At 55.6% G+C, this 26,486-nt stretch carries 32 protein-coding genes and 5 pseudogenes; 18 read left to right on the top strand and 19 right to left on the bottom strand.

Annotated elements, in window-relative coordinates:
* Positions 1-839 precede the first annotated feature (839 nt).
* Both ACSFC7_RS27715 and ACSFC7_RS27710 read right to left on the bottom strand, forming a co-directional pair.
* Positions 840-2,123, bottom strand: a complete 1,284-nt coding sequence (locus ACSFC7_RS27715) for a cation:proton antiporter domain-containing protein (RefSeq protein ID WP_436348785.1) — start codon at positions 2,121-2,123, stop codon at positions 840-842.
* Positions 2,124-2,305: 182 nt separating this feature from the next.
* A pseudogene (locus ACSFC7_RS27710) lies at positions 2,306-2,431 on the bottom strand (IS5/IS1182 family transposase); the annotation flags it as partial.
* Between the two features lie 55 nt (positions 2,432-2,486).
* Here ACSFC7_RS27710 and ACSFC7_RS27705 point away from each other — a divergent pair.
* Positions 2,487-3,557, top strand: coding sequence for a CNNM domain-containing protein (locus ACSFC7_RS27705; RefSeq protein WP_436348784.1), 1,071 nt, complete (start codon positions 2,487-2,489; stop codon positions 3,555-3,557).
* Positions 3,558-3,630: 73 nt separating this feature from the next.
* A complete protein-coding gene (locus tag ACSFC7_RS27700) occupies positions 3,631-4,056 on the top strand; it encodes a universal stress protein (RefSeq protein ID WP_436348783.1) in 426 nt (141 codons plus the stop codon).
* A 165-nt stretch (positions 4,057-4,221) separates the two neighbouring features.
* On the opposite strand, the pseudogene ACSFC7_RS27695 reads toward ACSFC7_RS27700, so the two are convergent.
* The 5 genes and pseudogenes from ACSFC7_RS27695 to ACSFC7_RS27675 all read right to left on the bottom strand — a co-directional run.
* A pseudogene (locus tag ACSFC7_RS27695) lies at positions 4,222-4,317 on the bottom strand (IS5/IS1182 family transposase); the annotation flags it as partial.
* Between the two features lie 164 nt (positions 4,318-4,481).
* Positions 4,482-4,763 (bottom strand): hypothetical protein, encoded by a 282-nt coding sequence (locus ACSFC7_RS27690; protein WP_436348782.1) that lies wholly within the window; start codon positions 4,761-4,763, stop codon positions 4,482-4,484.
* Positions 4,760-5,092 carry a hypothetical protein gene (locus ACSFC7_RS27685; protein ID WP_436348781.1) on the bottom strand — a complete coding sequence of 111 codons (333 nt, stop codon included), beginning with the start codon at positions 5,090-5,092 and terminating at the stop codon, positions 4,760-4,762. Before ACSFC7_RS27685 ends, ACSFC7_RS27690 begins: the two co-directional genes overlap by 4 nt.
* Positions 5,093-5,107: 15 nt before the next feature.
* Positions 5,108-6,622, bottom strand: coding sequence for a hypothetical protein (locus ACSFC7_RS27680; protein ID WP_436348780.1), 1,515 nt, complete (start codon positions 6,620-6,622; stop codon positions 5,108-5,110).
* A 6-nt stretch (positions 6,623-6,628) separates the two neighbouring features.
* Positions 6,629-7,096 (bottom strand): hypothetical protein, encoded by a 468-nt coding sequence (locus ACSFC7_RS27675; RefSeq protein ID WP_436348779.1) that lies wholly within the window; start codon positions 7,094-7,096, stop codon positions 6,629-6,631.
* 206 nt (positions 7,097-7,302) lie between these two features.
* On the opposite strand from ACSFC7_RS27675, the gene ACSFC7_RS27670 reads away from it, so the two are divergent.
* The 4 genes from ACSFC7_RS27670 to ACSFC7_RS27655 all read left to right on the top strand — a co-directional run bounded on the left by ACSFC7_RS27670 (position 7,303) and on the right by ACSFC7_RS27655 (position 8,704).
* Positions 7,303-7,536 carry a hypothetical protein gene (locus ACSFC7_RS27670; protein WP_436348778.1) on the top strand — a complete coding sequence of 78 codons (234 nt, stop codon included), beginning with the start codon at positions 7,303-7,305 and terminating at the stop codon, positions 7,534-7,536.
* A 52-nt stretch (positions 7,537-7,588) separates the two neighbouring features.
* Positions 7,589-7,762, top strand: a complete 174-nt coding sequence (locus ACSFC7_RS27665; RefSeq protein ID WP_436348777.1) for a hypothetical protein — start codon at positions 7,589-7,591, stop codon at positions 7,760-7,762.
* 57 nt (positions 7,763-7,819) lie between these two features.
* Positions 7,820-8,404 (top strand): hypothetical protein, encoded by a 585-nt coding sequence (locus tag ACSFC7_RS27660; RefSeq protein ID WP_436348776.1) that lies wholly within the window; start codon positions 7,820-7,822, stop codon positions 8,402-8,404.
* A 96-nt stretch (positions 8,405-8,500) separates the two neighbouring features.
* Positions 8,501-8,704: a hypothetical protein gene (locus ACSFC7_RS27655; RefSeq protein ID WP_436348774.1), complete on the top strand. Its 204-nt coding sequence runs from the start codon at positions 8,501-8,503 to the stop codon at positions 8,702-8,704.
* Positions 8,705-8,789: 85 nt separating this feature from the next.
* Here the strand turns inward: ACSFC7_RS27655 and ACSFC7_RS27650 are convergent, their stop codons facing one another.
* From ACSFC7_RS27650 to ACSFC7_RS27635, 4 genes are read right to left on the bottom strand one after another with little or no spacing between them, the layout of a single operon-like run.
* Complete coding sequence (locus ACSFC7_RS27650; protein WP_436348773.1) at positions 8,790-9,113, bottom strand: hypothetical protein; 324 nt, start codon at positions 9,111-9,113, stop codon at positions 8,790-8,792.
* Between the two features lie 4 nt (positions 9,114-9,117).
* The gene (locus tag ACSFC7_RS27645) at positions 9,118-9,447 is read right to left on the bottom strand and encodes a hypothetical protein (protein ID WP_436348772.1); all 330 of its coding nucleotides are present in this window, start codon (positions 9,445-9,447) and stop codon (positions 9,118-9,120) included.
* On the bottom strand, positions 9,440-10,105 hold the full coding sequence (locus ACSFC7_RS27640; protein ID WP_436348771.1) for a hypothetical protein: 666 nt from the start codon (positions 10,103-10,105) through the stop codon (positions 9,440-9,442). The genes ACSFC7_RS27645 and ACSFC7_RS27640 overlap by 8 nt, the downstream gene beginning before the upstream one ends.
* Positions 10,102-10,365, bottom strand: a complete 264-nt coding sequence (locus ACSFC7_RS27635; RefSeq protein ID WP_436348770.1) for a hypothetical protein — start codon at positions 10,363-10,365, stop codon at positions 10,102-10,104. Before ACSFC7_RS27635 ends, ACSFC7_RS27640 begins: the two co-directional genes overlap by 4 nt.
* Positions 10,366-10,523: 158 nt before the next feature.
* Here ACSFC7_RS27635 and ACSFC7_RS27630 point away from each other — a divergent pair, with 158 nt between their 5' ends.
* From ACSFC7_RS27630 to ACSFC7_RS27600, 7 genes are all read left to right on the top strand, one after another.
* Positions 10,524-11,051, top strand: coding sequence for a hypothetical protein (locus ACSFC7_RS27630; RefSeq protein WP_436348769.1), 528 nt, complete (start codon positions 10,524-10,526; stop codon positions 11,049-11,051).
* A 6-nt stretch (positions 11,052-11,057) separates the two neighbouring features.
* Positions 11,058-11,447 carry a hypothetical protein gene (locus ACSFC7_RS27625; RefSeq protein WP_436348768.1) on the top strand — a complete coding sequence of 130 codons (390 nt, stop codon included), beginning with the start codon at positions 11,058-11,060 and terminating at the stop codon, positions 11,445-11,447.
* 72 nt (positions 11,448-11,519) lie between these two features.
* Positions 11,520-11,822: a hypothetical protein gene (locus ACSFC7_RS27620; protein WP_436348767.1), complete on the top strand. Its 303-nt coding sequence runs from the start codon at positions 11,520-11,522 to the stop codon at positions 11,820-11,822.
* Positions 11,819-13,108: a phosphoadenosine phosphosulfate reductase domain-containing protein gene (locus tag ACSFC7_RS27615; protein ID WP_436348766.1), complete on the top strand. Its 1,290-nt coding sequence runs from the start codon at positions 11,819-11,821 to the stop codon at positions 13,106-13,108. Before ACSFC7_RS27620 ends, ACSFC7_RS27615 begins: the two co-directional genes overlap by 4 nt.
* A complete protein-coding gene (locus ACSFC7_RS27610) occupies positions 13,105-13,623 on the top strand; it encodes a DUF6884 domain-containing protein (protein ID WP_436348765.1) in 519 nt (172 codons plus the stop codon). The genes ACSFC7_RS27615 and ACSFC7_RS27610 overlap by 4 nt, the downstream gene beginning before the upstream one ends.
* Before the next feature lie 4 nt (positions 13,624-13,627).
* Complete coding sequence (locus tag ACSFC7_RS27605; protein WP_436348764.1) at positions 13,628-14,347, top strand: hypothetical protein; 720 nt, start codon at positions 13,628-13,630, stop codon at positions 14,345-14,347.
* Positions 14,344-14,496: a hypothetical protein gene (locus ACSFC7_RS27600; RefSeq protein ID WP_436348763.1), complete on the top strand. Its 153-nt coding sequence runs from the start codon at positions 14,344-14,346 to the stop codon at positions 14,494-14,496. The genes ACSFC7_RS27605 and ACSFC7_RS27600 overlap by 4 nt, the downstream gene beginning before the upstream one ends.
* A 217-nt stretch (positions 14,497-14,713) precedes the next feature.
* Here the strand turns inward: ACSFC7_RS27600 and ACSFC7_RS27595 are convergent, their stop codons facing one another.
* Both ACSFC7_RS27595 and ACSFC7_RS27590 read right to left on the bottom strand, forming a co-directional pair.
* Complete coding sequence (locus tag ACSFC7_RS27595) at positions 14,714-15,313, bottom strand: hypothetical protein (protein WP_436348761.1); 600 nt, start codon at positions 15,311-15,313, stop codon at positions 14,714-14,716.
* Between the two features lie 229 nt (positions 15,314-15,542).
* Entirely contained in the window at positions 15,543-15,953 is a 411-nt protein-coding gene (locus tag ACSFC7_RS27590; RefSeq protein WP_436348760.1) for a hypothetical protein, read from the bottom strand.
* 322 nt (positions 15,954-16,275) lie between these two features.
* Here ACSFC7_RS27590 and ACSFC7_RS27585 point away from each other — a divergent pair, with 322 nt between their 5' ends.
* The 3 genes from ACSFC7_RS27585 to ACSFC7_RS27575 are packed head-to-tail and all read left to right on the top strand — an operon-like array spanning position 16,276 to position 18,039.
* Positions 16,276-16,758 carry a hypothetical protein gene (locus ACSFC7_RS27585; protein WP_436348759.1) on the top strand — a complete coding sequence of 161 codons (483 nt, stop codon included), beginning with the start codon at positions 16,276-16,278 and terminating at the stop codon, positions 16,756-16,758.
* Positions 16,751-17,872: a tyrosine-type recombinase/integrase gene (locus ACSFC7_RS27580; RefSeq protein ID WP_436348758.1), complete on the top strand. Its 1,122-nt coding sequence runs from the start codon at positions 16,751-16,753 to the stop codon at positions 17,870-17,872. The genes ACSFC7_RS27585 and ACSFC7_RS27580 overlap by 8 nt, the downstream gene beginning before the upstream one ends.
* A gap of 8 nt (positions 17,873-17,880) precedes the next feature.
* A complete protein-coding gene (locus ACSFC7_RS27575) occupies positions 17,881-18,039 on the top strand; it encodes a hypothetical protein (RefSeq protein ID WP_436348756.1) in 159 nt (52 codons plus the stop codon).
* 60 nt (positions 18,040-18,099) lie between these two features.
* Here the strand turns inward: ACSFC7_RS27575 and ACSFC7_RS27570 are convergent, their stop codons facing one another.
* From ACSFC7_RS27570 to ACSFC7_RS27560, 3 genes and pseudogenes are all read right to left on the bottom strand, one after another.
* Positions 18,100-18,732: a M48 family metalloprotease gene (locus ACSFC7_RS27570; protein WP_436348754.1), complete on the bottom strand. Its 633-nt coding sequence runs from the start codon at positions 18,730-18,732 to the stop codon at positions 18,100-18,102.
* Positions 18,733-18,892: 160 nt separating this feature from the next.
* Positions 18,893-19,429 (bottom strand): IS6 family transposase, encoded by a 537-nt coding sequence (locus ACSFC7_RS27565; RefSeq protein ID WP_436348979.1) that lies wholly within the window; start codon positions 19,427-19,429, stop codon positions 18,893-18,895.
* A 110-nt stretch (positions 19,430-19,539) separates the two neighbouring features.
* Positions 19,540-20,171 (bottom strand): annotated as a pseudogene (locus ACSFC7_RS27560) (IS6 family transposase).
* Positions 20,172-20,641: 470 nt separating this feature from the next.
* Between ACSFC7_RS27560 and ACSFC7_RS27555 the strand changes: the two are divergent.
* Positions 20,642-20,826, top strand: a pseudogene (locus ACSFC7_RS27555) (transposase); the annotation flags it as partial.
* A gap of 464 nt (positions 20,827-21,290) precedes the next feature.
* Here ACSFC7_RS27555 and ACSFC7_RS27550 read toward each other — a convergent pair.
* From ACSFC7_RS27550 to ACSFC7_RS27540, 3 genes and pseudogenes are all read right to left on the bottom strand, one after another.
* Positions 21,291-21,434 (bottom strand): annotated as a pseudogene (locus tag ACSFC7_RS27550) (IS5/IS1182 family transposase); the annotation flags it as partial.
* 624 nt (positions 21,435-22,058) lie between these two features.
* The gene (locus ACSFC7_RS27545) at positions 22,059-24,095 is read right to left on the bottom strand and encodes a hydantoinase/oxoprolinase family protein (RefSeq protein ID WP_436348753.1); all 2,037 of its coding nucleotides are present in this window, start codon (positions 24,093-24,095) and stop codon (positions 22,059-22,061) included.
* Entirely contained in the window at positions 24,095-25,822 is a 1,728-nt protein-coding gene (locus ACSFC7_RS27540; RefSeq protein ID WP_436348752.1) for a hydantoinase B/oxoprolinase family protein, read from the bottom strand. The genes ACSFC7_RS27545 and ACSFC7_RS27540 overlap by 1 nt, the downstream gene beginning before the upstream one ends.
* A 271-nt stretch (positions 25,823-26,093) precedes the next feature.
* Between ACSFC7_RS27540 and ACSFC7_RS27535 the strand changes: the two genes are divergently transcribed.
* The gene (locus ACSFC7_RS27535) at positions 26,094-26,441 is read left to right on the top strand and encodes a cupin domain-containing protein (RefSeq protein ID WP_436348751.1); all 348 of its coding nucleotides are present in this window, start codon (positions 26,094-26,096) and stop codon (positions 26,439-26,441) included.
* The last annotated feature ends 45 nt before the right edge of the window (positions 26,442-26,486 follow it).

Raw genomic sequence — 26,486 nt, 5'->3', positions numbered from 1 at the left:
GGGAACCACGGGCGATTATCTCTGTGGGACCGCTAAGCGAATAGCAGTACAACCACTGTCAGTGAAGTGTGTAACGAGGGAAATGCATTTGTGTTCGCCGAGACCGCTGCCGTGAGTTCTTGCGTCTCCAGATCGAACTCCTACATCAGTCCTTTGACGGACGCTAGGTGATTGCGCGGTCCATGGGCCATAAACAACGTATAACAGGCCGAATGGAGGCTATGATGGATCGCCAAGATAAAGACATGGAAAAATATTCGGCGATGACATTTTATAGGGTTTGCCGTCTGGTGGCGGCTTGGACGGCCCAAGTCTGGCCGAGACGTACACACAACAACCAGACTACCACCTCGAATATCTTGTTCAAGCTGCGATCATCTTGCTTGTACTCTATATTTTCTACGAAGTCGCGATGACCTTGGCCTTTTGAACGAGAGGGATATCACTCACTGAACTCGCTTGAGCCTTGTTTCCGTGCACAAAAATCCGATTGGCGAACAATTACGACCTCACAGCGACTGAAACGACGAACTCCCGCACGGGCATTGACGCATCCCCATTGGCCGTATTTCACCGTCATCTAACAGCCAGGCAGCAACTGCTCTTCCGCAGTCAGTACAGATCGCAGCTGTCTTTGATCGGGTGCCTGAGTGCATCGGCATAGTCCTCTCTTCCCGTTCCTTATTTATGAGACTGAATCCGATTCCCATCAGGCGGGTATCGGCCGGTACCATGAATAGACCGATTGCTGGCCAGTAGAATCTGTGACTATCACTTGTTTCGCTGGTTGTTTATCGCAAGGGCTAGTCAGAGGGCATGATCCACCTGATTAGCTTACCTTAATCCTCGGTGAATTCGGACCGTGAATCTTCACCTCTTTCGGTCTGCGTTCGTTCTGAGGAGATAGTCTGTCCATATAATTTCGTAAATGGAGTGGCCATAATGCCGTGGATCAGTACCGAACTCGCGATGACGAGACTCGCTGCGCCCCAGATGATCTCGTTTCCAAGAATTCGGTGGACGACCGTCGCATAGAACAACGCCGCGATGCCTATGGGGCCAAACCAGCCCGCGAAGAGGGCGTCTCGTTTACTGTCGATCAGACCAACGAACCGATGGAATACAATCATCATCGGTAGCCGGCGCAGGAGCAACACGCCCACTGCGAGGGCAATCCCCATCCATCCCAGTGTGAGCCACAGGTCCAATGGGAGCGCCATCCCGAAGAAGACGAATATTGGGAACGTGAACAGTCGGAGGACTGTCTCCTGAACCTTCTGTTCGTCGGCCTCGTCGGTCGCATTGGCGAACTGGTTGAACAGCAATCCGGCCACGAACGCCGCAAGAATTCCGTCGCTGCCGAGCAACTTGACACCGCCCAGTACGGCGACGGTTAGTGCGACGGTCACGCTCAACAGGGACGTCTCCTCAAGGAACTCGTGCTCGCGCGATTCGCGTTCGATCCAGCCAGCGGTTGACCCAACGATGGCGCCGATTACGACTGCCGCGCCGACCTCCCAAAGCAGCGTCTCGAGTAGCCAATCGGTGATCGCCCGACTAGGCGGGTGCTGGAGCACTAGAATTGGGAGGAAGACGAGGGGGTAAGCGAGGCCATCGTTCGCACCTGATTCGCCGGTGAGGAGGTTCCGGATCGACATCGGAATGTCCTGCTCCGCCGCAGATCCGGTCACGATCGTTCCAGCGAGTACCGGGTCCGTGGGCGTAACGATCGCCCCAACGAGCATCGCAATCCAGAGAGGGACGCCCAGCAACGCGTAGACTAATGCGCTGCTGACAAGCCACATTCCAACCATCCCCGGAACGAGGACCATCGCCATCGACCTCGCGTACTTCCGAAAGTACCGCTGTGGGAGTCGGAGCGCGGCAGCCATGACGGCCAGCCCTACTGTAATCCGGGAAAATTGTTCTAGAATTGTGAAGGGATCGCCCCAATGTGCGAGCTCGAGAAGATCCAATCCGAGGGGCCCGATCACGATCCCCAGTATCACTGCCGCCATTGGCTCCGAAAGGAAATACACTCTGTTCCGCATCAGTCCGGAGATAAGGCTCAATGCCAGTGTCAGCCCGCCGATCGTAACGAGCGCGATGTTTAGCTCTTGCATACGTATCGCATTCCGTACGTCACGTGTCGGTCTCGCGACTGGCCCGTCCGGAAATGAGCGCGTATATTGGTCAGTCTTCAAGACCCGGAATAGTGGTTCACCCTGCACTCGTCACAAGGCTACAGATTGACATTGATAGATCTTGGAATGGATTGCCGTGTTGAATAGTTACTGAATTGCTGTTAGAGTGGCTTACAGAGCAGTTCTATATTGGTGATAGCGAACATGAGAATGATCTCACAAACCTGTCGATACCAACCCAGCGCTCACATGGCGTCGCCAAGCAAGCGCTCCGTCGTCGAGTATGAGATATTTATCTTGCCTGCCCTATCCATTTATATCTCCTAAAACTACGGAATGCTAATGGAGCTTCTCGAAATCAGCGGACGAATATTAGCCGGGATCCTTCTCATCGGATTGAACGCGTTTTTCGTTGCCACTGAATTTGGACTTACCCGCGCTCGTCAGTATCCCAAGTCGGAATTCGACACTCCCTCACTTGAACTAGCCTGGGAGATGACCGAGGACCTTGAGTTTTATCTCACATCATGTCAGATTTGGATCTCCGGAACAAGTATCGCACTCGGGATTGTCGCTGAGCCAGGCTTAGCAGCGTTATTCGAGCCGCTGTTCGAAAATACGGCACTTGCATCAGTCGGTGCTGGCTCAATGCTTGGATTCCTTCTTATTAATCTAATCCATCTTACCCATGGTGAACAGACACCGACATACCTTGGTGTCGAGCGGTCAAAGCAAGTCTGTAAGTATGGCGCACGGCCACTGTACTGGTTTGCCAAGGTGCTCGCCCCGGCGATTTGGTTCGGCGATTGGGTTGCAAAAAAGACGCTCGGTTTGTTCGGTATCAAGATGACTGGTGCCTGGCGCGAGACTGAACAGGATGTTATCGAATCTCGAGCCGACCTCCGAAATCAACTCGGCTCAGTCCTTAACCAGGGGAATCTTTCAGATGAGCGCCGCGAGGAAGTGATGAACGCTTTTCAGATCGGCGAGCAGTCAGTTAGTGAGTTAATGGTTCCGCCAGAGGAGTTCGTCGTACTGTCTACCGAAGACGATCCTGAACGGAACTTTCAAAAGATGGAGGACCGTCCGCAGACCCGATATCCACTGGTTGGCGAGGAGTTGACCGACTTCCAGGGAATTATCTATACGCCAATTCTCGTTAGGCATCGTGAAGAGTTGGCTGACGGTGATATTGACTTTGCTGAACTAGCAGCGCCGCCGATGACACTCTCTCCCGATGTGGATGTCAGTGATGCGATTGATCAGTTCCAGACGGAAAACCAAGAACTTGCACTCGTAATCAAAGACGGCGATGTTGTTGGACTCGTGACCGTAACAGATCTACTAGAAGCGATTATGGGTGATATCGAAGATCCGCTTGATCAGGAGAACCTCACCTCATTCGATGAATAAACGTGGACCAAGAGACAGTCTGCTTTCGATTTCAAACCATCTTTTTTATTGCTGGCGGTGAAACCAATTAAGCATGTACAGTGACATTTTAGTACCAACTGACGGGAGCGAATCGAGTGCAGCTGCAGTAAACCAAGGTATCAATATTGCAGAGCCTCACGGGGCAACGATCCATTTTCTGCATGTGATAGATGTCGGAACGGAAATGGCCGCTTCCGGAAATATTGCGCCTGAGATCACAAAGACACTTGAACAAGAAGCGAACGATGTACTCGATGCAGCTGAAGCGCAGGCCGAAGAAGCTGGCGTCACATGCGAACGAACCGTTCTTGAAGGGACCCCTCATGAAGCGATTACTGAGTACAGTGTCGATTATACAATTGATCTTATTGTCATGGGGGCGAGTGGCCGCTCCGGGCTTAAAGACTATCTCATAGGAAGTACTACAGATCGCGTTATCCGTTCAGTTAATGTCTCTGTACTTATATCACGTTCGTGAAAAAATATTTTTAAAACATTGACTAAGACTAAATACATTATAGTGAATAACTATGAAGATATGAATGATCGAATTACATTCTGTGTGGTGTGACTTCAGTCAAATCTACGAGAACCGATCATTCTGCCGTGTTGAATAGCTGCTGAATCACGGTTAGAGTGACTTTCAGAGTGGTTCTATATTAGCGATGGCGAACATGAGAACGATCTCACGAAACTGTCGATACCAGCCCAGCGCTCGCATGGCGTCGCCGAGCTCGCGTTCGTACGCTTCGAGACCGATCTCGCCGGTCTCGTATCGTTGGCGAAGTTTTTCGCGTGGGCCTGGATCGGACTGGAAGCGATCGTACAGCACCGAAAACAGACAGAGCCCAATGACGATCAGGAACAGCGCAACATCGAAAATGCTGGGGTCGCGGTACATCGTTATACCTCGTCACTTGACTCAAGACAGTCCTCTTCGAACTCCTGGCGGATCACAGCCAGCGCGTCTCCTAGTTCGACGACGATTCCGAGTGACGTACAGAGTACGACGGCTAGCGCCAGTCCAACGATCCATTCGAGGCCGACCCATGCCGTGATCGGTGTCGCGATGCCCGTCTCGGTGATGAGCACGCCGGCTGCTAGTCCACCGAGAAAGGCGTAGACGGCCGCCAAAAGCGCCGCGAGCAGGACGCATTTCATCGCGAGGGCTGGGTTGTAGCTCATTGGTGCGGGTTTACCTCAGGTGAATCTACAGCGGTGTATACGTTCTCGAGGTGTGTCTCTTCCGTACGGACACTGATCGATTCAGATTCGTCGAACTGGGGGTCGCTGATCAACACCGTCGGTGGCGCTGGAACACGTCCGATGCCGTGCAGACTCATCATCGAACAAAGGATTGGTAGTAACCCATCCGGGCCGCGTTTATCCGCTACGATCACGACGTGCTTGTCGTCTGCAAGCGCGAGAATGGGTTTTCGAATGCCGGTTTTTCGCTGTTGGGGCGGCGAATAGATGCTTGTCACAGGCCCCTCGAGTACAGTTGTATCGTCCATCGATACGACACCCGATTACGAGTCCTCCACGGACGGGCAGAGATCGAACTGGTGGCGGACGACCGCTCCATCCTCGTTGATTGTATCGACCCACACACGCGTCTCGACGCCCATCTCAGTGCTTACCTCGATGGTGGAGCCAAAAACCACCGCAATGGGTTCTGTGGAGTTGGTCTCAGCCGTGGCTTTGACGCCGACGATCTCCTCGTCGAATGGGATCGCATACCCGCGATCGGTGACCGTCTCACCATCTACTTCGTGATCGAATTCGGCGTACTGGACGTCGATCTCGCTTTCCTCGAGTGATTCAGTCCCCGAGACTGCGTAGTCGGTCTCCGGGTCGTCTGGGAGGTCAGCCGTGATCTCACAGGTGAGCTCGTCAAGCGTGGCTTCGTGGACCGCTGGCCGATCTCCGGTATCTGTTTCAGTTCCATCGTCCGGTTCACCGTCGCTCTCGTTTCGATCGCCGTCCTGGTTGTCATCGGCTTCGTCTCCGTCGTCGGTCGGTTCGGTCGTACTCTCGAGATCGTCCGGACCGCCGTCGACGAGTGCGTCTCGATCGAAGCCGTCGTCGGAGACCACGTCGAACGTGACGGTCCGCTCGTTGATCGTCCCCGGATCGTCCGCTGCGGTCTCACTGTCGATCACTTCGACCGTTACGTCGTCACCAGACCAGCTAACCGAACCAGACGGGGCGGTTGCATCGAGAATTCCGTACTCAGAGTCGGGTTCGAACGTCGCCTCGAGATAGGTTCCAGAGAACCGTTCTTCGATAGTCACGTCGACGTCCCATTCTGAGAGGTCGTTCTGGTGATGGTCGGCGGCCGGCCGATCAATGAGCCCCTCAGTGCGTTCGTTCTCGCCCGCACACACGAACGCGTCCGCGTCCTCTATGTCCGTGAGGTGGCCGTACTCGCTTTCGAACTCGGCGTCTGAGAATTGGTCTGGATTCTCCTCCTCGTTCCATTCCAGGCCAGCGCTGTCAGCGACGACGCCTGCAGCGCCCGCGCTTGCAGCCGCGACGACGACCAGTACGAAGAGTGCGAGTACGACCGATCCGTAGCCAGTTGCGAGTTGTCGAGTCGAGAGATCGTTACCGAGTTGACCGGCGAAGATCGACTCGCTCACGGTGATACTCGAGAGGGTTGCGACCGCGTAGCCGGCCGTCGCGATGGTACTGGTCGCGTACTCCAGCAGCGTGCTCGAGGTGCCGGCGGCGACGTATCCGACCGCCACGACCGCCGCGAGCACGGTGAGAGCCTTCCACGCCGTCGTGTGGGGATATCGTCGTTTGAGTATCCAGAGGGCGAGTACAGCGGGCGGGACGAAGATCACTGCGGCGATCGAGATGACGAGTAGTTCGAAAAGCGTCGTCCCGAAGAGTTCGATCGGACTCGTGACACTCGGGAGATCGCCGTCGATCGCTCGGAACGGCACGCTCACGACCATCATCAAGATGCCCGCAAGCGCAGTTGCAGGGGTGATACGTCCGATACGGTTCGCTATCTGCGTTGGGTTGAATCGAGTCATGGCTGATTATTGCGTTTTCGCTGGTGATCGCTGCTCGGTCTCGATCGGTTCGACGTACAGGAAGCCCTGATTCGGCGGGTCTTCGGGCGGCTCGAGGTCAACGTCCCACAGCGGGGTGAACCAGATTCGACCTGTTTCGACGCCCCGAATCTCTCCGGCGGCGACGATCCGGCCGTCAACTTCGAACCAGATCTGCTGGAGGACGCGCGTCTGCTGTGGTGTCCCGTTGACGGTCCAGTGGCACTCGTGGCCGTCAGGGACGTTCCCTTCGCGTTTGTGATCGATCTGTTCTGCAGTTGTGTGGATGAGGACATCTTTGTAGGTCATGTCTGGATCCGGGAGTTTGTCCATCGTCGTCGGGCCGAAATCGAGTTGTTTCTCGTAGTCGTCGCCGTTTCGCGTCCCAATCTTCGTCACGGCGTAGCCGTCGTGCCGTTCGGCGATCGGGAGTTCCATCGATCGGAGAACAGTCACGCCGGCACCAGCGCTGCGATCGACGACGCGCTCGCCGTCGAACTCGATATCCGCGATCGAGCTGTGGTTGACAGAAACGAGAAATCGAAAAATGGTACGCTGAAACTGCAGAAATCACTCATCGAATACAGCAGACGTGGCAACGGAAATATAAACGCCCATCTGAAAAAGGATCATTCAGAGACCATGATAAAGTGAGGAAAGAAATGAGCCTATTAGAGAGCCAGATAACGGGTCACGTAGGTAAGAGTCAGGACCTTAATGTCGACACGGATATCGTGGATGGTTTGAAACAAGCCGCTGATTATTGTCGAGATATTCAGGAAATAAAGATATACATGGGAGGAAAAGGCTTGGACGATTTTAATGAGACGGGCGAGAAGTTAGTAGATAAAGCGAAAAAACTTCAAAAACAACCGTTAGACGCGCTGAACCAGTAACCTTCACTCAGGAAACCGAGACTTTATTCGGGAAGCCGCGGCCAACGAGCGTATGCGAACCCCACAGGAGGATCTGTTGGTAGTCGAGGCGCTTGTTGAGTTCAGTTACAACGAACGCGACGTCCGGTCGGAGCGAGCAACTCGAGCGTGGACGCTCGCCGAGGAGATCGCTGCGAGTCACGGACTCGAGGTCGAGGATGCGCTTGCGCAGCGGGATGCGGTGTAGGATGTTTACCCCGGTCTGGTCCGGAACATTGAACGCCCTCGCGTTCGACGCCGACATATGGTCGGACAACCAACAGAAGACTACCCACGAATCTACACGGCTGGTGCGATGCGCTGGCAGAGCCACGGGGATTCGTGGTGGCGGCGTAGCGTCGAGGAATCTCTTGCAGATATCACGTTCTACCACCCCGAAGACGCGTACTTTGACCACGGTGGCGACTATGTTCAGGGCGCTGTCTCGGAGGATGTACAGGCAATTAATGCTGCGGACGGCGTCGTCGCATATTACTCGGAGACGCCACAGATCGGAACAACCGTTGAGACGCTTCACGCGCTCCACACGGATACGCCGACGCTCGTGCTGTTCGACGCCGATCTCATTAGCCCGCCGACGAACGAGAGGATCGACTACCCGGAACCGCTCGAGAGTGCGCTCTACCGGGGAACTGCTGACGATCACTGGTTCCTCATCAACTACATCAACGGTGACGACGAACACTCCGGCCAGCGGCTGATGCCTAGTTGGATCTCAGCATGGGAGGGGAAACCCCGAGGGTCGGTTTTCGGTGTCGAGACCACAGCTGATATCCGCCAAGCGGTCGCGGATTGGGCGTCGGACGAGTTCGACGTTGAACTCGAGTAAGCGCGAACCGTACTATTGATTCTCGAGACGCTTGTCTTTGACCTCGAGTGAAAACTCCCGGTAGCTATACCGTTCCGAGTGCCAAATAAATCCTTAATGAAATGCGAGTGGCGCCAGTCGAACTGCACCAAGGACGCAACTCGGAGACTGAATATCAAGTTCCGCGATTCCGGCCGCCAGCACGTCTACTATTTCTGTGAGGCGCACGCCCTGATGCGAATCTCTGAATGCGAGGCCGACGAGTCGGTCAAAGTTCTGTCCGCCGACGAGTACGACCACGCGCCGCCCCGAGAGGACTAACAAACCCCTTCATTTCGTGTACGGTATCTAGAAGGCGTCAGACGTCCGTTTCTACCCAATTCACATGAAAACCAGACCAACGCGGTTAGAATTTGCCGTATTTGTCGCTCAAGTCCACGATGGACTTGCTGTTCACCATCAACAGGACCAGTAGAACGGTATTGATAAACATAGAGACCACGCCTAAAATCCCGGTCGCGACACCTGGCAGTGGTTCGACGGCGTCGGCGATCGCCGGGGCCAGCCCGATCCAGTCGAGATAGACGAACGTGGCGATCGATCCGGAGAGAATGAAATAACCCATGATAAACCCGAATAGGGAGAGGAATTTGAAGTCGCCGTAGTCCATACTCTCGCTGTCCATATTACTGGAATTGGCTGGCGACTCGTCAGGTATCTGTTCGGCCACGATATCACGTCTCCTTGAGCGTTACCCGGTACAGGTGTCCGCTGTCCATCGCTCTGTTCAACTCCGCGATCGCGGCCTGCCAGTCGCCGACCGTCGCGAAGCCCGATAGCTCTCGATAGGGCTCGAGCGCCGTGTCGTCGGCCGGGTCGGCAACGTCGATATGTTCGACTCGGCAGTCTCCCTCTTTCTGACCGAGTCGTGACTCGCGCCACCACGTCTCGCCGGTCGTTCGGTCGTCGGTTCGGAAGGTGCCGACCTCGCCGTGCTCGAGTAGCTGGCCGCGTGCGGTCGCGTCAGCGAAGACGATCGGGCCGACGTGGGCGCTGTTACTCATCACCGACCACCTGCACGGCCGCCGACTCACACTCGGGACACTCGCCGCGGGGTCCGAGCAGATCCTCTCCGTGCCCGTCCCACCCACAGGCCGCACACGTACACAACTCGTCGCCCTCGAGCCCGCTGAACCCGTCGCGCCACGCAACCGCGGTACAGTTGTACTCGCCGCGGTGACTCTCGCCGCAAATCTCGCAGTTCTCGACCCAGCCACTCGGTGGGAACCACCCGGTTCCACAGCACGCGTGCATTTCGTCGAGCAGCGGGACGCGGGAGTCTTCGGCCGCGTCGTCGGATTCGAACGTCCGACGACACACCGGACAGTCGACCGTCCAGTAGCTCTCGAGAGTTTCCTGTTGATTCCCGTTGACCATCCGGGCGACGTCTATCCGATCGATTTGGGTGGTTCCGCGGGTCGTCGCGTACGTCTGCCGGTCGCTGTAGTGTTTGTTCCCGAGGTGTTCGGGGTAGCGGTTGAAGCGTACGAGGCACTGTTCGGCGATCGGGACGATACGCTCGGCACTGTCGTACGTGGCGAGTTTCCCGACGGCTTCGTGTCGGGTCTCGCAGTCGAAGGGCATGCCGGTGCCGACGACGACGTATTTGAACTCGGTACCGGTCTCTGGACTGTCAGCCGCGGGGTTCGTGGTTGTGCTCATTCTGAATCACTCGATTCATCGACTTGTTCGCGTAGTCGGTTGACTTCGCGCTCGAGCTGGCCGACGCGCGAAAATTGTTGGTGGAACTCGGCGACAATGTCGTCTTCGCCAGCTTCCTCGAGTAGTTCAAGATCCTGTTCGATCTGTTCGATTCGTTTTCGGGCGCGGTAGCGAGCGTTTCGACGGTAGCCGTCTGGGTCGTCGGGCTCTTTCTCACCGTTGAAGAACTCGCGTTCGCCTTTCGATAGGAGTCCTGTCACGCTTGATTCGGGTTGTTGCGCTGTCCCCATATAGTGATACACTATCCCGGATTCACTTAGTAGTATCTCTGACTATCGAGTTATAATCTCTATCAAATGGGCTATTGTCCCTAATAGTCGGGACAAAGTATTAGGTGATGGAAAATAGAGTGGTGAGTATGGCAGAGAGCCAAGACGACGACTACCCAGAACCGGAACGAACCGTGATTGTCGAGAACGCACACCTGCTGTACGACCAAGCCGAGTTCTCCGACGACGAACACGAGAACGCGAGCAACGATATCGAAGCCGCCTACCACGAGACGCGAGCGGAGTATACGCGCGAGCGAATCGGTGCAATCGAAGGCGACGGACTCGCCGAACAGGACGTCCGTGACGCTCGAGACGAGTTCAAAGCCGAGTTCGACGAATACGACGAGGAATGCATCGACGGTGCCCGCCTCGCGGCGAAGTGGGACACCGAGAAACAGATTCTCCGTGAGTACTTCGGCGAGACGGACAACGTGGTCGAAGTCGGCGAAGCGATGGACATGATAGGCTATGAGGACGGAGCGGTTGCGTTCCACGGCCCGGGCGGCAAGGCGATCGTGGAATTCACCGACGAGATCAACGCTCGAGCTGCTGCTGACTGCATTCTCGACGGCGTCGGCGCTGAAGACGACGCGGCAATGATCGGACAGCGGTGATCCACGATGCCACTACCAGATACAGAGACTACCGACGCCGAGGAAATCACCGTCCCTGACGAGGACGTATTCGATCACATCCCCGAGGACAACGCGTTCCGGCCCGTACTCAAGGAGCTTCGAGACGACGGGAAGGACTGGGGCGAAATCTTCGACGAGCTGCACGACGCGTTCAATCCTGTCGACCATGCGGCCTGTGACGAGTCGTTCGTCAAGGTTCCCGAGTACGAAATCAGGGCCGTCGTGCCGGACTCGAAGGCCACGTCCGGCGAGCGATACGAGACGTTCACTCGCTGCGGCGCGACGGAAGAGAAAGCACTCGAGCAGATCCGCTCGAAACCAGAGGTTCGGCGCATCGAGTCGTCCGAACGGCTCGGGATGGTGAAAGTCGGATAGCGGCTGGTCACTCTTTCTGACACACCACCCGCGCTGGTGCATTTCGGGGTTCGATTCTTCGAGCGGGTATTGATGAACGCAATTCCCAACGACTCACAGACCGTCCGCATTCGGATCGACGACACACAAGCGCCGAACGGTCGCGTCGTGATTCACGTCCACCACGCCGACCACGACGGCGGCGTGCGGGCGTTCTTTCGACACCGGGACGGCGACGTCGGAGCGTCGATTCGCTCACACCTGCGCACGGAGGTCGACGCTGAACTCACGTGTGTCGAACTCGAGGACACGGCCGGGCTCGGGCTGACCGACGCCGAGGTTCTCCCGCGCGCCCTTCGATTCGGACGAGAGTCACCGGAGGCCGTTGCGGTATGAGTTGCAGTCCGCCCGACTGCTTCAAGTGCCCGTGCGGTCGCGACGCGCCGTGCTCGACGGCCGGCGGTAGCGGCCCGGCCACATCGAAGCCGACGCCCGGGGCAGGACCGACCGAACCGGGATTCACCGACCACGTCGCCGACGATACCACGGAATCGTGGGGCGACCTCGAGGGCCAGACGTCCGAAACCAACGATCCGGACGAAATCCTTCACGACGCCAAATCACACGACTGGGACCACGCGTTCGCGTTGATGAGTGGCGGCTATGATTCGATGGCAGCCACCCATTACACCTACCACAACGCGCCGTTCGCACTGGACGGCGTGATCCACATCGACACGTCGATCGGGCTGCGTGAAACGACCGAGTACGTTCAGTCTCGAGCTGACGATCTCGACCTGCCGGTCCACATCGCGAACGTCCGTCGCGACGCCGACGAGTATGCCACCCGAATCGAGACCTACGGCTTCCCCGGCGCGAACAAAACCTCTCACAAGTGGGAGTGGGTCAACAACAAGGACAAGCCGCTTCAGACGCTCCTGCAACAGTTCGACGGCACTACACTGTTGATCTCCGGGGCGACGCGGGAGGAAAGCGATGCACGGTACGAGAAGGTCGATGCGTCGGGGCTCGAGCTTAAGGACGGACACCTGTATGCCTCTCCGCTCGCTGCGTGGACGCCCGCCGACGTCCGGGCGTACATCGACGACCAGGGTATCCCGCGCTCGGACGTCGTCGACGAGCTCACCCACAGCGGTGATTGTCTCTGTGGGGCCTACGCCGATCGCTGGTTCGAACTCGAGATGATCCACGAGGAGTGGCCGTACATGTGGGCCTATATCCAGTCGCTCGAGGCCCGCGTGATCGATTCGGCGCGAAACAGGAACATGAAAAAGGAGTCTTACGAGGACTACGTGCTCTGGGGTCACGGCTCGACGACTGAACGCGAGTTAGACCAGCGACTCGGCAAGCGAGAGATGACGCTCTGTCAGGCCTGCGAACCTGCAGCGCCGGGACTCGGCTCTGGCGATGCGTTCCAGACGCTCACCGAAGCCGCGTTGCAACTCGATGAGTCGGACGTCCCTGATACCGAGACGGCGTTCCGTGACGCATTTGATCTGACACAGGCGATTCCCGACGACAGTGACGAGCACCCGCTCGAGGTTCTTCGTCGTGGGTACGACGCGCTGGATGACGTCGCCGACCGACTCGGCTACGAGGATCACACGGAACTCGTCGAGGATCGTGCGCTCGAAGGCGTTGTACTGGAGGCCGACCGATGAATCCTCGCGTTTGCACCGTCGTCTCGTGCGGCGAGACCAAGATCGACATCGCACCCGGCGAAGCCGTGCCCGCCCGCGAACTCTACGACTCGAGCGTGCATACCTGCAAGGACCGCTACGGGCGTCATTCGCACGGGTACTACATCATGAGTGCGGAGTACGGACTCGTCAAACACGACGCCGAAATAGCCCACTACGATCGGACGCTTGACAAGATGAGCGATATACAGGTTCGTGCGTGGGGGCGGAAGGTCGCACTCTCACTCGAGCAGGTACTCGGCTACGGCGAGTTCGACGCCGTCGTGTTGATCGGGAGCGAGACCTACGTCGGGGCGCTCGAGCGCCATTTCGACCGGCTTCCGGCGGCCGTCCTCACTCCGTGGCAGACTGACGACTACGTGACCGGTGTCGGCCGCGGAATGGCGTGGTGCAACGACGAGAGTCATTGGCCCGATCGCGTCTCGAGCATCGGGGAGATCGGCGAAATCGTCTCGCCGGCTCCGCGGGAGGTGTAGTTCCGTGCCGAAACCCGACCTTCCCGACGACTACGAGCTGCCCTGTGCGATCAACGGGTGGCTGTACGACACCGAAGACACGTCGAACGGCCACGTCTGGCGCTCGAGCGACGACAAGTGCTCGGTCGGCGTCTTCGACACCCTCGGTTCGGTCTCGGTCCGCGTGACTGACGACCGTGTCTCCGGGTTCGCGTCGAACGTGGAACTCGAGCGCGTCGAGTACGATCGTGCCGGCCGAGACGACGCGCTGGCCGGGGCGCTCGGCGCTGCGCGGGCGTGGATGGAACAGCCCGATCCGGCGGCGTGGTCCCATCCCGACGTCTGCGAGGCCGTCTTCGACGCGCCCACGGGCTACTCACTCGAGACGTACTACCTCGAGAATCGGGAGACTATCGTGTACTACCGGCGCGACGACGCCGAGACGGGCGTTGAGATCGATGTACGTGGCAAGGGTCCCGAAGCGTTGACCCGCGAGACCGCGGCGTATCTGTACGTCCACCAGTGGAACGGAAGCGGGAACGCGACCGTTGCACTCGCGCCCTGGACCGAAGCCCACGGCCCGAAGTCGAAACATCCCGATATCAAGCCCGTCCTCGAGACGCCCGATGAGTGCGGGCTCACGCTCGCGCTGACGATGGCCCGCGAGTGGGTTCGGGAGCACGACGGCCGGGCGATCGACGCCGACGCCGCGGGACAGGCGGCGCTTTCGAGGTGGAGCGCATGAACGACGAGCACGATCCCGGCGCGTGCCCTCGGTGTGGCGCTTCGCTCGAGATTCACGGCACCGAACCCGGAATTCGACGCTACTGGGTGTGCGACGAGCACGGCCGTCCGGTCGTGATTCTCCCGCCAGAGAATATGGGTGGTCACTGACCGACGCCCGGACGCCGCTGTCGGACCCGTTCGGCTACCACGGACCCGTGGCGTTCGACGAGAGCGTGACGTTCACCGATCGGTTCTGTGACCGGCTCGAAGCGGTGTACCAGAGCGTGCGTGAGCACAACCGGGAGCGCCACCTCTCACGTTCCGATCGGGACGGCGACGGGAAACAGGCCGGACTCGAGAACTTCAGTGAACCCGATCGATTAAGTCAGTTTTCGGCATCCTCATAGTCGGGGGATTCCCCAAAACAACCGTAGTACATCGCCCGTCTCAATGCTGTCTCATTTGTATACTCTTCGACCTCTCGTATCGACTCGCGCGTCCATTCTTTATAATTTTCAGAATCTCCTTCTAACCCTTCTGGGACACTATCGTATCCACCATCGGCGACTGGCTCTCTCGAAAACGAAATCGATTCTGCCAACATCACCCAGAATGAGAATTTCTTATAGTTCTCAAGTCGGACTATTGTGGCATATGATTTAAACAAATTTTCAGAAAATGCGTCAATTGATGCATAGAGCACGGGATCGTTCGTTTGCAAACTCTCATAAGCTGATGTTCGAACTTGTACATTTGCAAATGCGCCAAAATAATCCGAATCTCTTTCCTTTATATCCTCAGATGTAGCGAACGCTTCTCTATAATTATCTATCAACTCGGCATGTAGTGCCCCGATAAGGGCTCTTCGTTCGCGAATCGATCTACCAACTAAGATGAACAGAGATCCAAAGAACGAAGATGCCAGAATAATCAGGAGATTCCCCGCGATCAAGGGGATCAGTGCTTGAAGCTGATTTAACACCATGTGATTCTCTCAGTCGGTTGGAACGTCATAATGATACCGGGGAAGTACCCCACTAAAACATCGAAACTCCGACTACTTGCTGATCGCCGCCGAACGTGAGTACAGATCGGACGTGCTCGCTATCGATGTCGAAGCCGATGCACGGGCCGCGTATGAGCGACGACAAACTGACGAACTCGAGTACCAGTCGGGACTTGGGACGTTCGCCAGCAGCGAGACGGCGTAGTTCCTATACGGCGTCCTGATACTCGTCACAAAGATCGTAGAACCGTTCCGCTTCGTCCTCTGGCTCAGTCCCGATCTCCAATTCGGGCGACGTTTCCCACACAGCGCACGCCTCGGCGAACTCCTGGTACAGTTCCGTGACTGAATCGTCGAGCCCACGGTTCTCGCCGATAATCGCTAGCTCTCGGAAGACGTGCCCGCCCTGTTGGAGTTGTCGCTGTACCCGGTCCTCTTTCGGGAGTTGTCCTGCTTGGTGTTGTTTATACGCTGCCTGAATCTGCCGTACAACCGGCTGGCCTGCCTGTTTCCAATCGGATTCCGAAAGGTCAGGTCCACGGTCCTTGAGCCATTGGGTGAACTCTTTTGAGACGACATTCACAGCCGCGGTCGCAAGCGCCGTTTCAATTCCGCTCATTACACCTTTTCTGAAGGACGGTTCGCGAATAAATGGTAGTGTACCGGGGCGAAATCGGTCCTCCGTGTGTGCGAATCCTCCCGTTGGTTCTCGAGACCGACGATTTCGACTGACTCACTTCTCGAGTCGAGTGTTGAGTTTTGGCTGTAGATCGATATAGCGACATTCGATTTATGAGACTATCGAAATACCCTGTATTTCCCGATATCTGCACGATCATAGCCTGTAACCCGACCCCAAACTATCTGAACTACCACAGTACATTAGGCCAATAATGTGCGGTGGATTTACTAGGGTCCATTCCCTCTACGAAGCTACGCCAATGGTAGATAGCAATCCTAGCGGTTTGGACGGCGATATCCCGATTTCAGGTAGCGAGAACGATGTCGTACTGATTCAGGTTCATCGGGCAGAGGACGTCCTTCCAGAGGAGAAGATCCCCGATCTCGGTGAGGGAGAACCGATGATCCTCACATCTGATCTGGACAAACCGTTCCGAATCCTCTCCCGGAAAGAGGACTGGGTGACGATGATGGCATATACTTCTGGTGAATACGACCAGGATGAAGAGACAGACGCAATTAAGCATCTTCGCGACTCCCCCGGTGTCTCCGTTGTTGAACAAGATCGACCGCATGACCCTAGAGAAATCTACGATATCTACGTGGATTTGCCTGTGTTCCCCGGGCACGAAGTGACGAGACTCTACGACGCTGGATTCGAGGTCAGCGTCGACTTCGAAGAGTCGAAATTGATCGCAGCAACCTCGTTTGACGATGTCGAGAAGAGTGATCCTGATGAATGAGGGCTCGGAGGTCCAGGCCAACCAGGAAAAGTACCTCGAGAACGCCCTCGAAGAGTTCCTCGAATCCAAGTCCGGCAACTACGCCATGAATCTCGAGCGCGTTGTCGGCCAGTGGATCTCCTACTGTGACGATCGCGATGTCCACACGCTCGAGGATGTGACGAAACGAACGATGGGGAGATACGCCGCACACCTCTCGCGACGAGCTGACGCCGGCCAGTCCGACGACGTCGACGGCGGGATTGCAGCGTCGACCGCGTGGACGTACTACAATCAGGTCTCGGCGTTCCTCTCGTGGGCGGTCAAATGGGATTATCTCGCCGAGAACCCGGCGGAAAAGGCCATTGCGAAAGACGAACTCCCGAAGCGGTCCTCGAGCAACAGCGGTGAGCAACAGTTCTGGACGCCCGAACAGCGCCGAACGATCATGCGCTACGTCGACGAACGCGCTCGCGAGGCGATCGACGAGCACGGTACCGACGCGTTCGAAGAGGTTCGTAACCGGGCGCTGGTCGCACTGCTCGCGTACTCCGGCGTTCGTGGCGCGGAAGTGCTAGCCGACTCGAGAGACAATCGGCGCAACGGCCTACGCTGGCAGAGTGTTGATCTCGAGAACGGTGTGATAACCGTCCTCGGAAAGAGCCAACAGAAAGAGGAAACCGCACTTCCCGAACAGGCGGTCGAACCACTCCAGCGACTCGAGACCCTACTCAAGCCACCGACCGACGGCTGGCCGGTCTTTCCGTCTCGCCACCCGCCGTCGCTGTACGCGGCGATCGGCGACGTGGGACACGACAAACCGGACGGCAACCCCTGGGGTTACGTCCTCGAGACCGGCATCGAACCGCCGTCGGTGAGCACCTCCGGCGCTCGTACTCTGTTGAAGCGACTAAGCGAGGAGGCCGACGTCCCACTCGAGGATTCTCCGAAAGACTACCTCACGCTACACGGAGCCCGACGCGGCGTCGGCGAGAAACTCTATCGTGAGCGTGGGGCCGCCGCGGCACAACGGACGTTGCGCCACGCTGACCCACAGACGACCTCGGAAATGTACTCGCATATCGAAGCGAGTGAGTTGGCTGAGGATAATACGGAAGTATTCGACGGAGAATGATTAAACCGTTGAAACAGATCGAGGACTGGATGAAAGTGGGCGCACCGATATTGGGAGCATTCATCGGCAGCGTGGTTATAACAGGCCTCCTCGACGGCAAGATCGGCGAATTCACGATCGTGTTTGTAGGCCTTCTGGTAGGCTATCTGTTGGTCACACGAAACTGACCTACTCCGTTACTGATACTGATCAATCCGGCCTATGAATACCAACAGACCGTCGTACTATTATCCGTTAGAAAACTGTTTGAGAAATCGGTAGATCCGAACCGTGTCATTAGGATGAGTGTAGAGTATCTTCCGAATGGTACGGGCACGGAGCGAATCATCGCCCGCAGTAGAGATTTCATCATAGCCTTTTAAAAAGTGTTCTTCTCCTAAATCACGAATTGTATAGTAATCTGCTATAGTCTCTTCTAGACGGAGTAAGATAACGAACGAGACCATCATACACGTAGCGACGCCGAATAGAACCATCTCATCAAGTGGATTTGCACCAAAAAGCAAGAGCAATAATGACGTCACAAGGGCAAAGAGGCCACCAGCAAACGTCAATGACATTCCGTATAAGGCTCCCTTGTAAATCGGATTTCGGTCTCGGTGGCTGCATTCATGCCGGAGCACAAACTGCCTACCCTTTTCCGAGAGCTGTTCTGTACGATTTTCGTTCCAAATTATGGTGCTGAACGGAGTGACTTGTGCGAAGAGTGCCCCATCACTCCGAAATGTATAGATCGTGGTTGACTCATCAAGATAAGTTGCCTCTTTTATATCCTTGACAGTCGATCGTTTTAAAACACGTACAAACGCCCTTGTAAGGGCTGTCTGAATTCGGACGATCCATTTGTCTAAATCCACCATACATCATATTTGATACCATATCTAAAAAGAATACCCCTTGTGTGAATAGATATTTCATCTCATCACGCTACTCCGATGGGGAAGGCTCGAATGGTCGTGTTTAGTTTGTCGCATTGTGCCAGACAGCGAAGGCTTGGAGCCACGATTCTGCTGTTGATGGTTATGCGTGACTAAAACAGTTTGAGAACGAAGAGGTACGACGTTTTATCTCACGGAAAATACGTTCAACATTGTTCCGATTCCCCTGTTTTTCGTATCGAAATCGGAGCCCAGATCGGCGAAGTGCAGTCTGGAAATGTTTTGCTCCATCGACGAGAAACATGGCATCATCGAGGTCATGTTTCTCAGTGAGTTCCCGCAGGAACCGTTCTATCAACGCGGTCGTAGTCGTCGAATACAGCCGTCTATGGGGTCTTTTATTCGTTTCTGGATCGACAGCAGTGTACAGCCAATAGCGATGTTCGTCAAGTTGAATCACCGTCTCGTCAAGCACGACATGATTCGGTTCCTCGTCAACTGCCGGCTGTAGATCGCATTTGTGAACCCAATCGTGGACTGCCTTGCGACTGCGCTCGACACCGAACTTCTCTAATTCTCGAACGGTATTCGAAAGCGAGAGATCAGCGAGATGGAGTCGAATACCCAGCTCCATTAGCTGACGCGGTGCCCGCTCTCGCTCCACAAAACTCAAATCGATCCAGTCGCTACACCCGCTGAGGCGGTGATTTTTGGCATGGACACCACAAAATCGTACAGCCTCACTTTTTACACTTACCGAAACAGCGCCGCAGTTGCGGTCGTGTTAACTTAGGCATGATTCCACCAGGCGGCGTGAGTTTGTAGCCACGTTTCTGCGGTGGCTGGATCGACGTGGCTAAAACTGTTTGAAAACGGAGAAGTTCGTCGCTTTACCTCACAAAAGATACGTTCGACCTGGTTTCTATAGCCGTGTGGTTGAATACGGTAGCTGAGCCCTTTTCGGCGGAATCCACCGATGAGATCGTCGGCGTCAGCGATGAGAAACACGGCGTCTCTGACATTGTGTTTCTCGGCCAACTCAGTGAGAAATTCCCGCGCAATCGCGATCGTATACGTCGGAAACAGCCGTGAATGCAGAATTCTATTGATTTCTGGATCGACTGCAGCGTACAGCCAATACTGCTCGTTATTGATCCGTATCGATTTCTGATCGACCGCTACTCGATTCAGGCTCTCACTGCCTCTCGGCTGTAGGCTAGCCTTCTGCACCCAACTATGAACTGCTGTTCGACTGCGTTCGACACCAAAATTATCGAGAAGAATAACTGTATTCAAAAGTGATAAATCACCAGATGGTGGCGAATACCCTTTTCAATGATCGCGCGGGGTGTCCGTTCTCGCTGCACAAACTCCAAGTCAATCCAGTCAGTAGATTCGTTGAGGCGGTCGGTTTCGGACATGAACATCCGAATCTTTGACCGCCTTGTTCCTAACTTACCACCACCATTTAATACGGATAAAAACTTAAGTAGAAACGTACAATGACTTGCCTAGAGGGCGGTATCATCCCTGAAGCCTTTCGTTTGATCCGTGTGAATGGGTGCCAGCAATGAGCAAGATCAAACGATTCTCAAGTGCTGCGACCGCCGCTGATGCGGCAGTTCACGTCGTAAACCGCGCAAAGGCAACCGCACAACTTGCGAATCTACTCGAGCATCCCGCCGTCGGAGTACCCTTGTCGATTGACGGTATTTTGCTCCCGGACAAAGTCGACACTGCGCCCGACGAAGCGGCGCCGAAGACAGCGAAGACGGGGATCACCGACGTGCTATTGGGAATCGAACCGTTAGGAAGCATCGTCGTCCCCGCGGACGAATGGGGAACGGGGTCGCTAAGCCTGTTCGCGGAACGTCAGGTGGTAGTCGTCGAGCGTGACGACCTCTCCTTCGTCATGTTACCAGCGTATTCGCCGGCACTAAATTTAATCGAAGAGCGCTGGAGACAGCTGCAATCAGCTCTTAGCAACCGATTTTTGACTCGCTTTCTGAGCTTACAACAGCGATTGATACCGCTCTTAATCTACCCTCTATTCCTAAAGTGAGCAATTATTTCTAACTCTTGCTATACCAAAGGTGGGATGTTAGATTGATCCTCTCTAATATGGGACCGGTGTTATTACAAACATACGTTTGTAATGAGATTCCACTTCATCAGAGAGCCTCCTGGGACGACCCCTACGTAGACTGTCTAGCGCTTAGTCGAAGAGAGATGATATCAACTAACAATTACTTTCTGACCAGTGGTCCCGAATTCTGGAATTGGCCTTACGCCCCTGCGCTGTCTAGTTGTCAGTCTTTGCACCCAGTCTTTCATCCATGCGTGGGGGCTTAGCAGGCTTTCATCTCATCAGCTCCCAGGCCCGTGTAATTTCCTCCGGATTAATTCTTGCTAGCTTCTTGTGACCATCTATCCATTTACACCGGTACTGATGTAATAGTATGCGCGTGGGACAACGAAGTATGGCGAACGAGACTAGATTACCGGCGAAAGTGCCGTGTTGAATAGATGCTGAGTCACAGTTAGAGTGGCTCACAGAGCAGTTCTATGTTTGAGATGGCGAACATGAGGACGATCTCACGGAACTGTTGATACCAGCCCAGCGCTCGCACGGCATCGCTGAGCGAGCGCTTCGTTGGTGAATACGATGTTACGGCCATCCAGCGCTAAAAGTAGCTGTTTGCCTGAATCGGTTTCATGGGATACACTCACACCGGACAGCGGTTAACATCGTGAAACTAGCCCCCAAAGATCGGCACAAAATACTGATAGAGTCCTGTACGAATCATTGACTAGTCTGGCCATTATATTAGATCCGTTCGCCGAAACCGCTAAAAAGTAAAAATATGTTCAATATCCCGAGTATCGGGTTTTCGCCGGTTCAACAGTTCGGTTAGCATTATCAAACATAGTGCAGAAACATTACGGTGCTTTACTTGTGTAATAATGTTCATAAACCGTATAGCTTCTTTGGAGCAAATCCGTGATACAGGGATTGAGAATCGTAGTATGTGGGTTCTATAGTCCGCTGCACGGTGATCTGGAACCATACCGCTATCGGTTAATAATACCAAACGAACGCTCATAGACGTCCAGAAATTCGTTCGAAGATTCCGCAGGACGTCTGCGTTCCATCGTTCTTCCCGGTTGCAATCTCACACGGGATTTCAGCGATACGATCGCCGTCGTATACCGTGAGTTCTACGATACCCTCGAAACCGTCGGCAGAGATTTGTGATCTCAATGGACGACAAACAAAACGGGTTCTATACGCTCGTATTATCCCTGGATTACTCTTGCGGAAGTGAAATCACGATATTGCCGTGTTGCGAGACCTCACCAGTAGCTCCCGGGGGAATGATCGAGGTCGATCCGTTCTCCTCCAGAATCGCCGGCCCGTCAATGAGCTGTCCCGACTTAAGTCGGGCCCGCTCATAGATATCGGTCTGGACGAATCCTTCGTTGGCGAAGTACACGTCGCGCTGCTCAACCCGTGCGTCAGCCGTTTTCCGGGTAAGTGTGTCTTCAAGCGGTGTCGTTTCGATCACCCCGCTGGCCCGAACGGTCATTGCCTCTATCGGCTCGTCTTCCTTGGCGTGCCCGTACAATCGCTCGTGCTTTTCGTGGAACGACCGTTTACAGTCGACAATCGTCTCGTCGGTAACCTCGGTCCCGGACACAGGGACGGTCAGTTCGTAGGATTGACCGGTGTATCGGAGATCGATAGACAGCTTGAGCGTAGCTTCTTCCGGGTTGAACCCTTGTTCTCTGAACCTGTCGTGGAGCGAGGCTCTGAGTTCGTCGAACTGCGTTGCGAGAATTTCGGATTCCAGTTCGCTCCCACGGAATGAGTACGATTCGTCGATTCGAACGTCAGCGATGAGGATTCCTCGAGCGGAGAAGACACCAGGATTCCGTGGAATGACGATCGACTCGATATCCATTGAGGCCGCAACAGCGGGCACCTGCAGCGGGCCCGCACCACCGAAACCGACGAGCGTGAACGAGCTCGGGTCGTCTCCGCGTTCGACGGTGACGGTGTGGATCTTGCGCGCGATACTTGCATTAGCAACCTCCACAACACTCAATGCTGCCTCTTCGACGGACATGTCGAGCGGATCCGCGATTTGTTCCTTGAAGATCTTGTGAGTGCGCTCCACTTCGAGCGTCATCTCGTCTAAGAACCGATCGGGGTTGAGCCGTCCGAGCAAGAGGTTAGCGTCGGTAATCGTTGGCTCTGTTCCGCCCCGTCCGTAACAAATCGGTCCTGGATCGGCACCGGAGCTCTCTGGCCCGACACGAAGTGCTCCGCCGTCATCGATCCACGCGATGCTTCCACCGCCGGCGCCGACGGTTTCGATGTCGATCATTGGGGTGTTGATCGGTAAATTGTTAATCTCACCCTCCGTCGTGCGGACGATTTCGCCGTCTCGGATAATACTGACGTCTGCGCTGGTACCGCCCATGTCCATGCCGATGGCGTTGTCGAATCCTTCCCGTTGGCTTGTTTTGTGAGCGGCGACCGCCCCAGCGGCAGGTCCCGAGGTGACGGTTCGAACAGCGCGTTTCGCGGCCTGCGTCGCGGTGAATATGCCTCCCCCCGAGTGGATAATATTTAGTGGTGCATCGATTTCCCGTTCCGTGATTCCATCTTCCAGTCGACTAAAGTAGTCTTCGACCTTTGTTTTGATAGCCTCGTTCAGGATCGTCGTGATAGTGCGATTGTACTCCCTGATTTCCGGGTGTATTTCTGAGGCGAGTGCGTAGTCAAGGTTGGATTCGTGCGCCTCGATCAGTTCCCCGACTCGCCGTTCGTGCTCGTCGTTGAGATACGAGAACAGGAACGAGACGACTATTGACTCGATATCTTCCGACGCGAACTCCTCAATCGCCGAGCGAGCGCTTTCAACGTTGAGTGGATCGACGACGTTTCCCGCTGCGTCGATCCGTCCCGCGACGCCTTTCCGAAGGTACCGTGGGACTAACGACGGTGGTTTTTCCGTCTGTAGATCGTACAGATTTGGTCTTGTTTGATCACCGATTTCGAGTACGTCTCGCAGCCCTTCATTGGTGATGAGTCCGAGATTCGGAATCTCTTCTTCGAGGACGGCGTTTGTTCCCACGGTCGTCCCGTGGCTCAGGAACGTCACGTCCGCCGGATCGGTATCGGTCATCTCCAAGATCTTGTCGATACCATTGAGAACCCCGCGATCGAAATTCGGCGGCGTCGATGGGGTTTTCGTCATATACACGTTGCCGGTTTCACGCTCGTACAGTACTACGTCGGTGAACGTCCCACCAGTGTCGACGCCGATCCGAACGTCCATTAGTGATCACCTCCGTCGCTCCGTTCGGATCGAAGTTGTTCGGTTGCGTCCCATTCTATCGTTCGGTTTTCCGTATCGATCATGACTCCGTACTCGTTGTGCGCTTTCTCTTTCGACACTTTCTCGTTGATAACGTCGGATAGTACACTTTCGGCGTTGCGTTCGTAGGGATCTCCGTAACCGCCTCCACCGGGCGTCTGAACGCTGACCACGTCGCCCGGGTCGAGCGTGACGGTTGTTTTCGAGTCGAGTTCTTCGGTATCGCCGTCGGGATCAACGAGGTACCTCGCCGGTCGGGCACTCTTCCCACCAAATAGTCCCCACGGTTCGTGTTTCGTCCGGTCGGATAGTACGGTAAACGTACCCTCGTGATCGTAAAATTCTACGTCTCGGCGGATACCGAGTCCACCTCGGTTTCGGCCGGCACCTTCGGAATCACGGATGAACTCGTATTGACGGACGTACAGCGGCACTTCAGTTTCGAGTTCCTCGATCGGACTATTAGCTGTATTCTGGTAATGGGCTTGTACGCCGTCCATGCCGTCCTTCGTGGCGCGAGCCCCGTAGCCGCCCCCAACCGTCTCGTAATAGACGTACTGTTCGTCGTTTCGCGGATCCGTGCCGTCGTAGGCGATGTTGCAAATAATCCCTTTGGTTGCTGCGATCGTCTCTTCGGGAACGGCATCTGCCATCGCCTTCGTGACGAGATCACCCGATCTGACGGCGATTTCCCAGCCGGCAGCAACTGGCCGGTTGTAGGATGGATTCACCATCGTTCCTTCCGGCGTGACGATCTCGAACGGGCGATAGAAGCCGTCGTTTTTCGGGATCTCTTCGGCCAGGAGCGCCATTACAACGGCCATCGTGCCGGCGAAGACCATCGCCGGCGTACAGTTGAGGGGGCCCTTGTTTTCCGACGCCGTACCGGTAAAGTCGAGGGTCATCTCATCGTCTTCGATGCGAATCGTCAATGTCAGCTTCAGCGGTTCGTCGGAGATTCCGTCTCCGTCCATGTAGTCGGTGGCTTCGTAGGTTCCGTCTGGCAGGTCCACGATCGCCGATCGCACGAGCTGTTCGGTATAGTCGTAGAGTTCGTCAAGGAGGGATCCGACGCTGCCTCCGTCGTACTCGTCGTAGAGTTCTCGCATCCGCTGCTCTCCGATCCGGTTCGCACCGAGCTGTGCCTGATAATCACCGGTTCGCATCTCCGGGTTCCGGACGTTTCGCGTGATGAGTGAGAGCATCTCGTCGTCGTACTCCCAGTCTTCGACCGCCTTCACTCCTGGCATAATAACCCCCTCTCCATACAGGGACGTGCTATCCGTCGGTATTCCGCCGGGAGTTGGACCGCCGATGTCGACGTGGTGGGCCGAGTTTGCTGCGTAGCCGACGATCTCGTCGTCCACAAACAGTGGTGAGATGAGCATAACGTCGGGCAGATGAACGGCACCCTTGTACGGGTCGTTGATCAAGATCCCATCTCCTGGTTCCAGATCGTCTCGGTCCTTCATTACACGCGGGATCACCTCGACTAACGAGCCGATGTGTTGGGGTGCGATGTCGTGTTGTGCGGCGTGACGAAGGTCTGCATCGAAGACCGCACACGTGTGATCCCGCCTGATCTTGATATTCGTAGAGTATGCCGTTCGTTGGAGCGTAACCCCCATCTCTTCGACGATTCGCTTGAGGGAGTGTCTGAATATCTCTATCTCGCCTGCTGATACCATACTGCAAGATATCTGCTTTGGCGCATAAATGTTTGGGTCACAGAAAAGAACGGAGTAAACAGGTGTATTTCCGAACGTGTACATCTACGTCAATATCTTTTCAGCTACTCTTGGTGCGATTTGTCTAAACGAAGCGGCTGCTTTGATTCCCGAATTACGAGCCTAACCCGTCGGCGGGTTCTGCGGATCATGCCATCCGATTTCGCCTCCGAACCCGAACGCACCCCGTAGAATGAAAACTCTTAAATAATAGAGCCTCAACTGGAGCCGTATGGAAGTCGTCCAATTCGACAATGCTGAATCGTACGAACCGGAGAAAGGATGGCGACGCGTTTCGCTGGCCGGCAGCGACGAGTTCTCCTTCGAATGGTTTGAGAAACCGCCGGGACACGCTTCACCGATGCACAACCACGAGAACGAACAGGTTTGCATCGTGTTGCAGGGGGAACTCACCCTTCACTCTGAGGACGGTGAATCGGTGACGCTCGAACAGTACGATTCGGCATGGCTGGGACCCTGGGAGGAACACGCGGTCGAGAACGAAGGGGACGAGCTTGCGGTCGGCCTCGACGTGTTCGCACCCGGCCGCTCGTTCGACTACTGGACTGATCGAGAGTAACCGAACCGATCGAGCCACCGTGGACCGATCAAGACAACCCCTCTC

It is taken from the genome of Natronorubrum halobium (assembly GCF_051351675.1).
Lineage (GTDB): Archaea > Halobacteriota > Halobacteria > Halobacteriales > Natrialbaceae > Natronorubrum.
The sequence above is the reverse complement of the archived record's forward strand: the minus strand, read 5'-3'. Positions and strand labels throughout refer to the sequence as shown.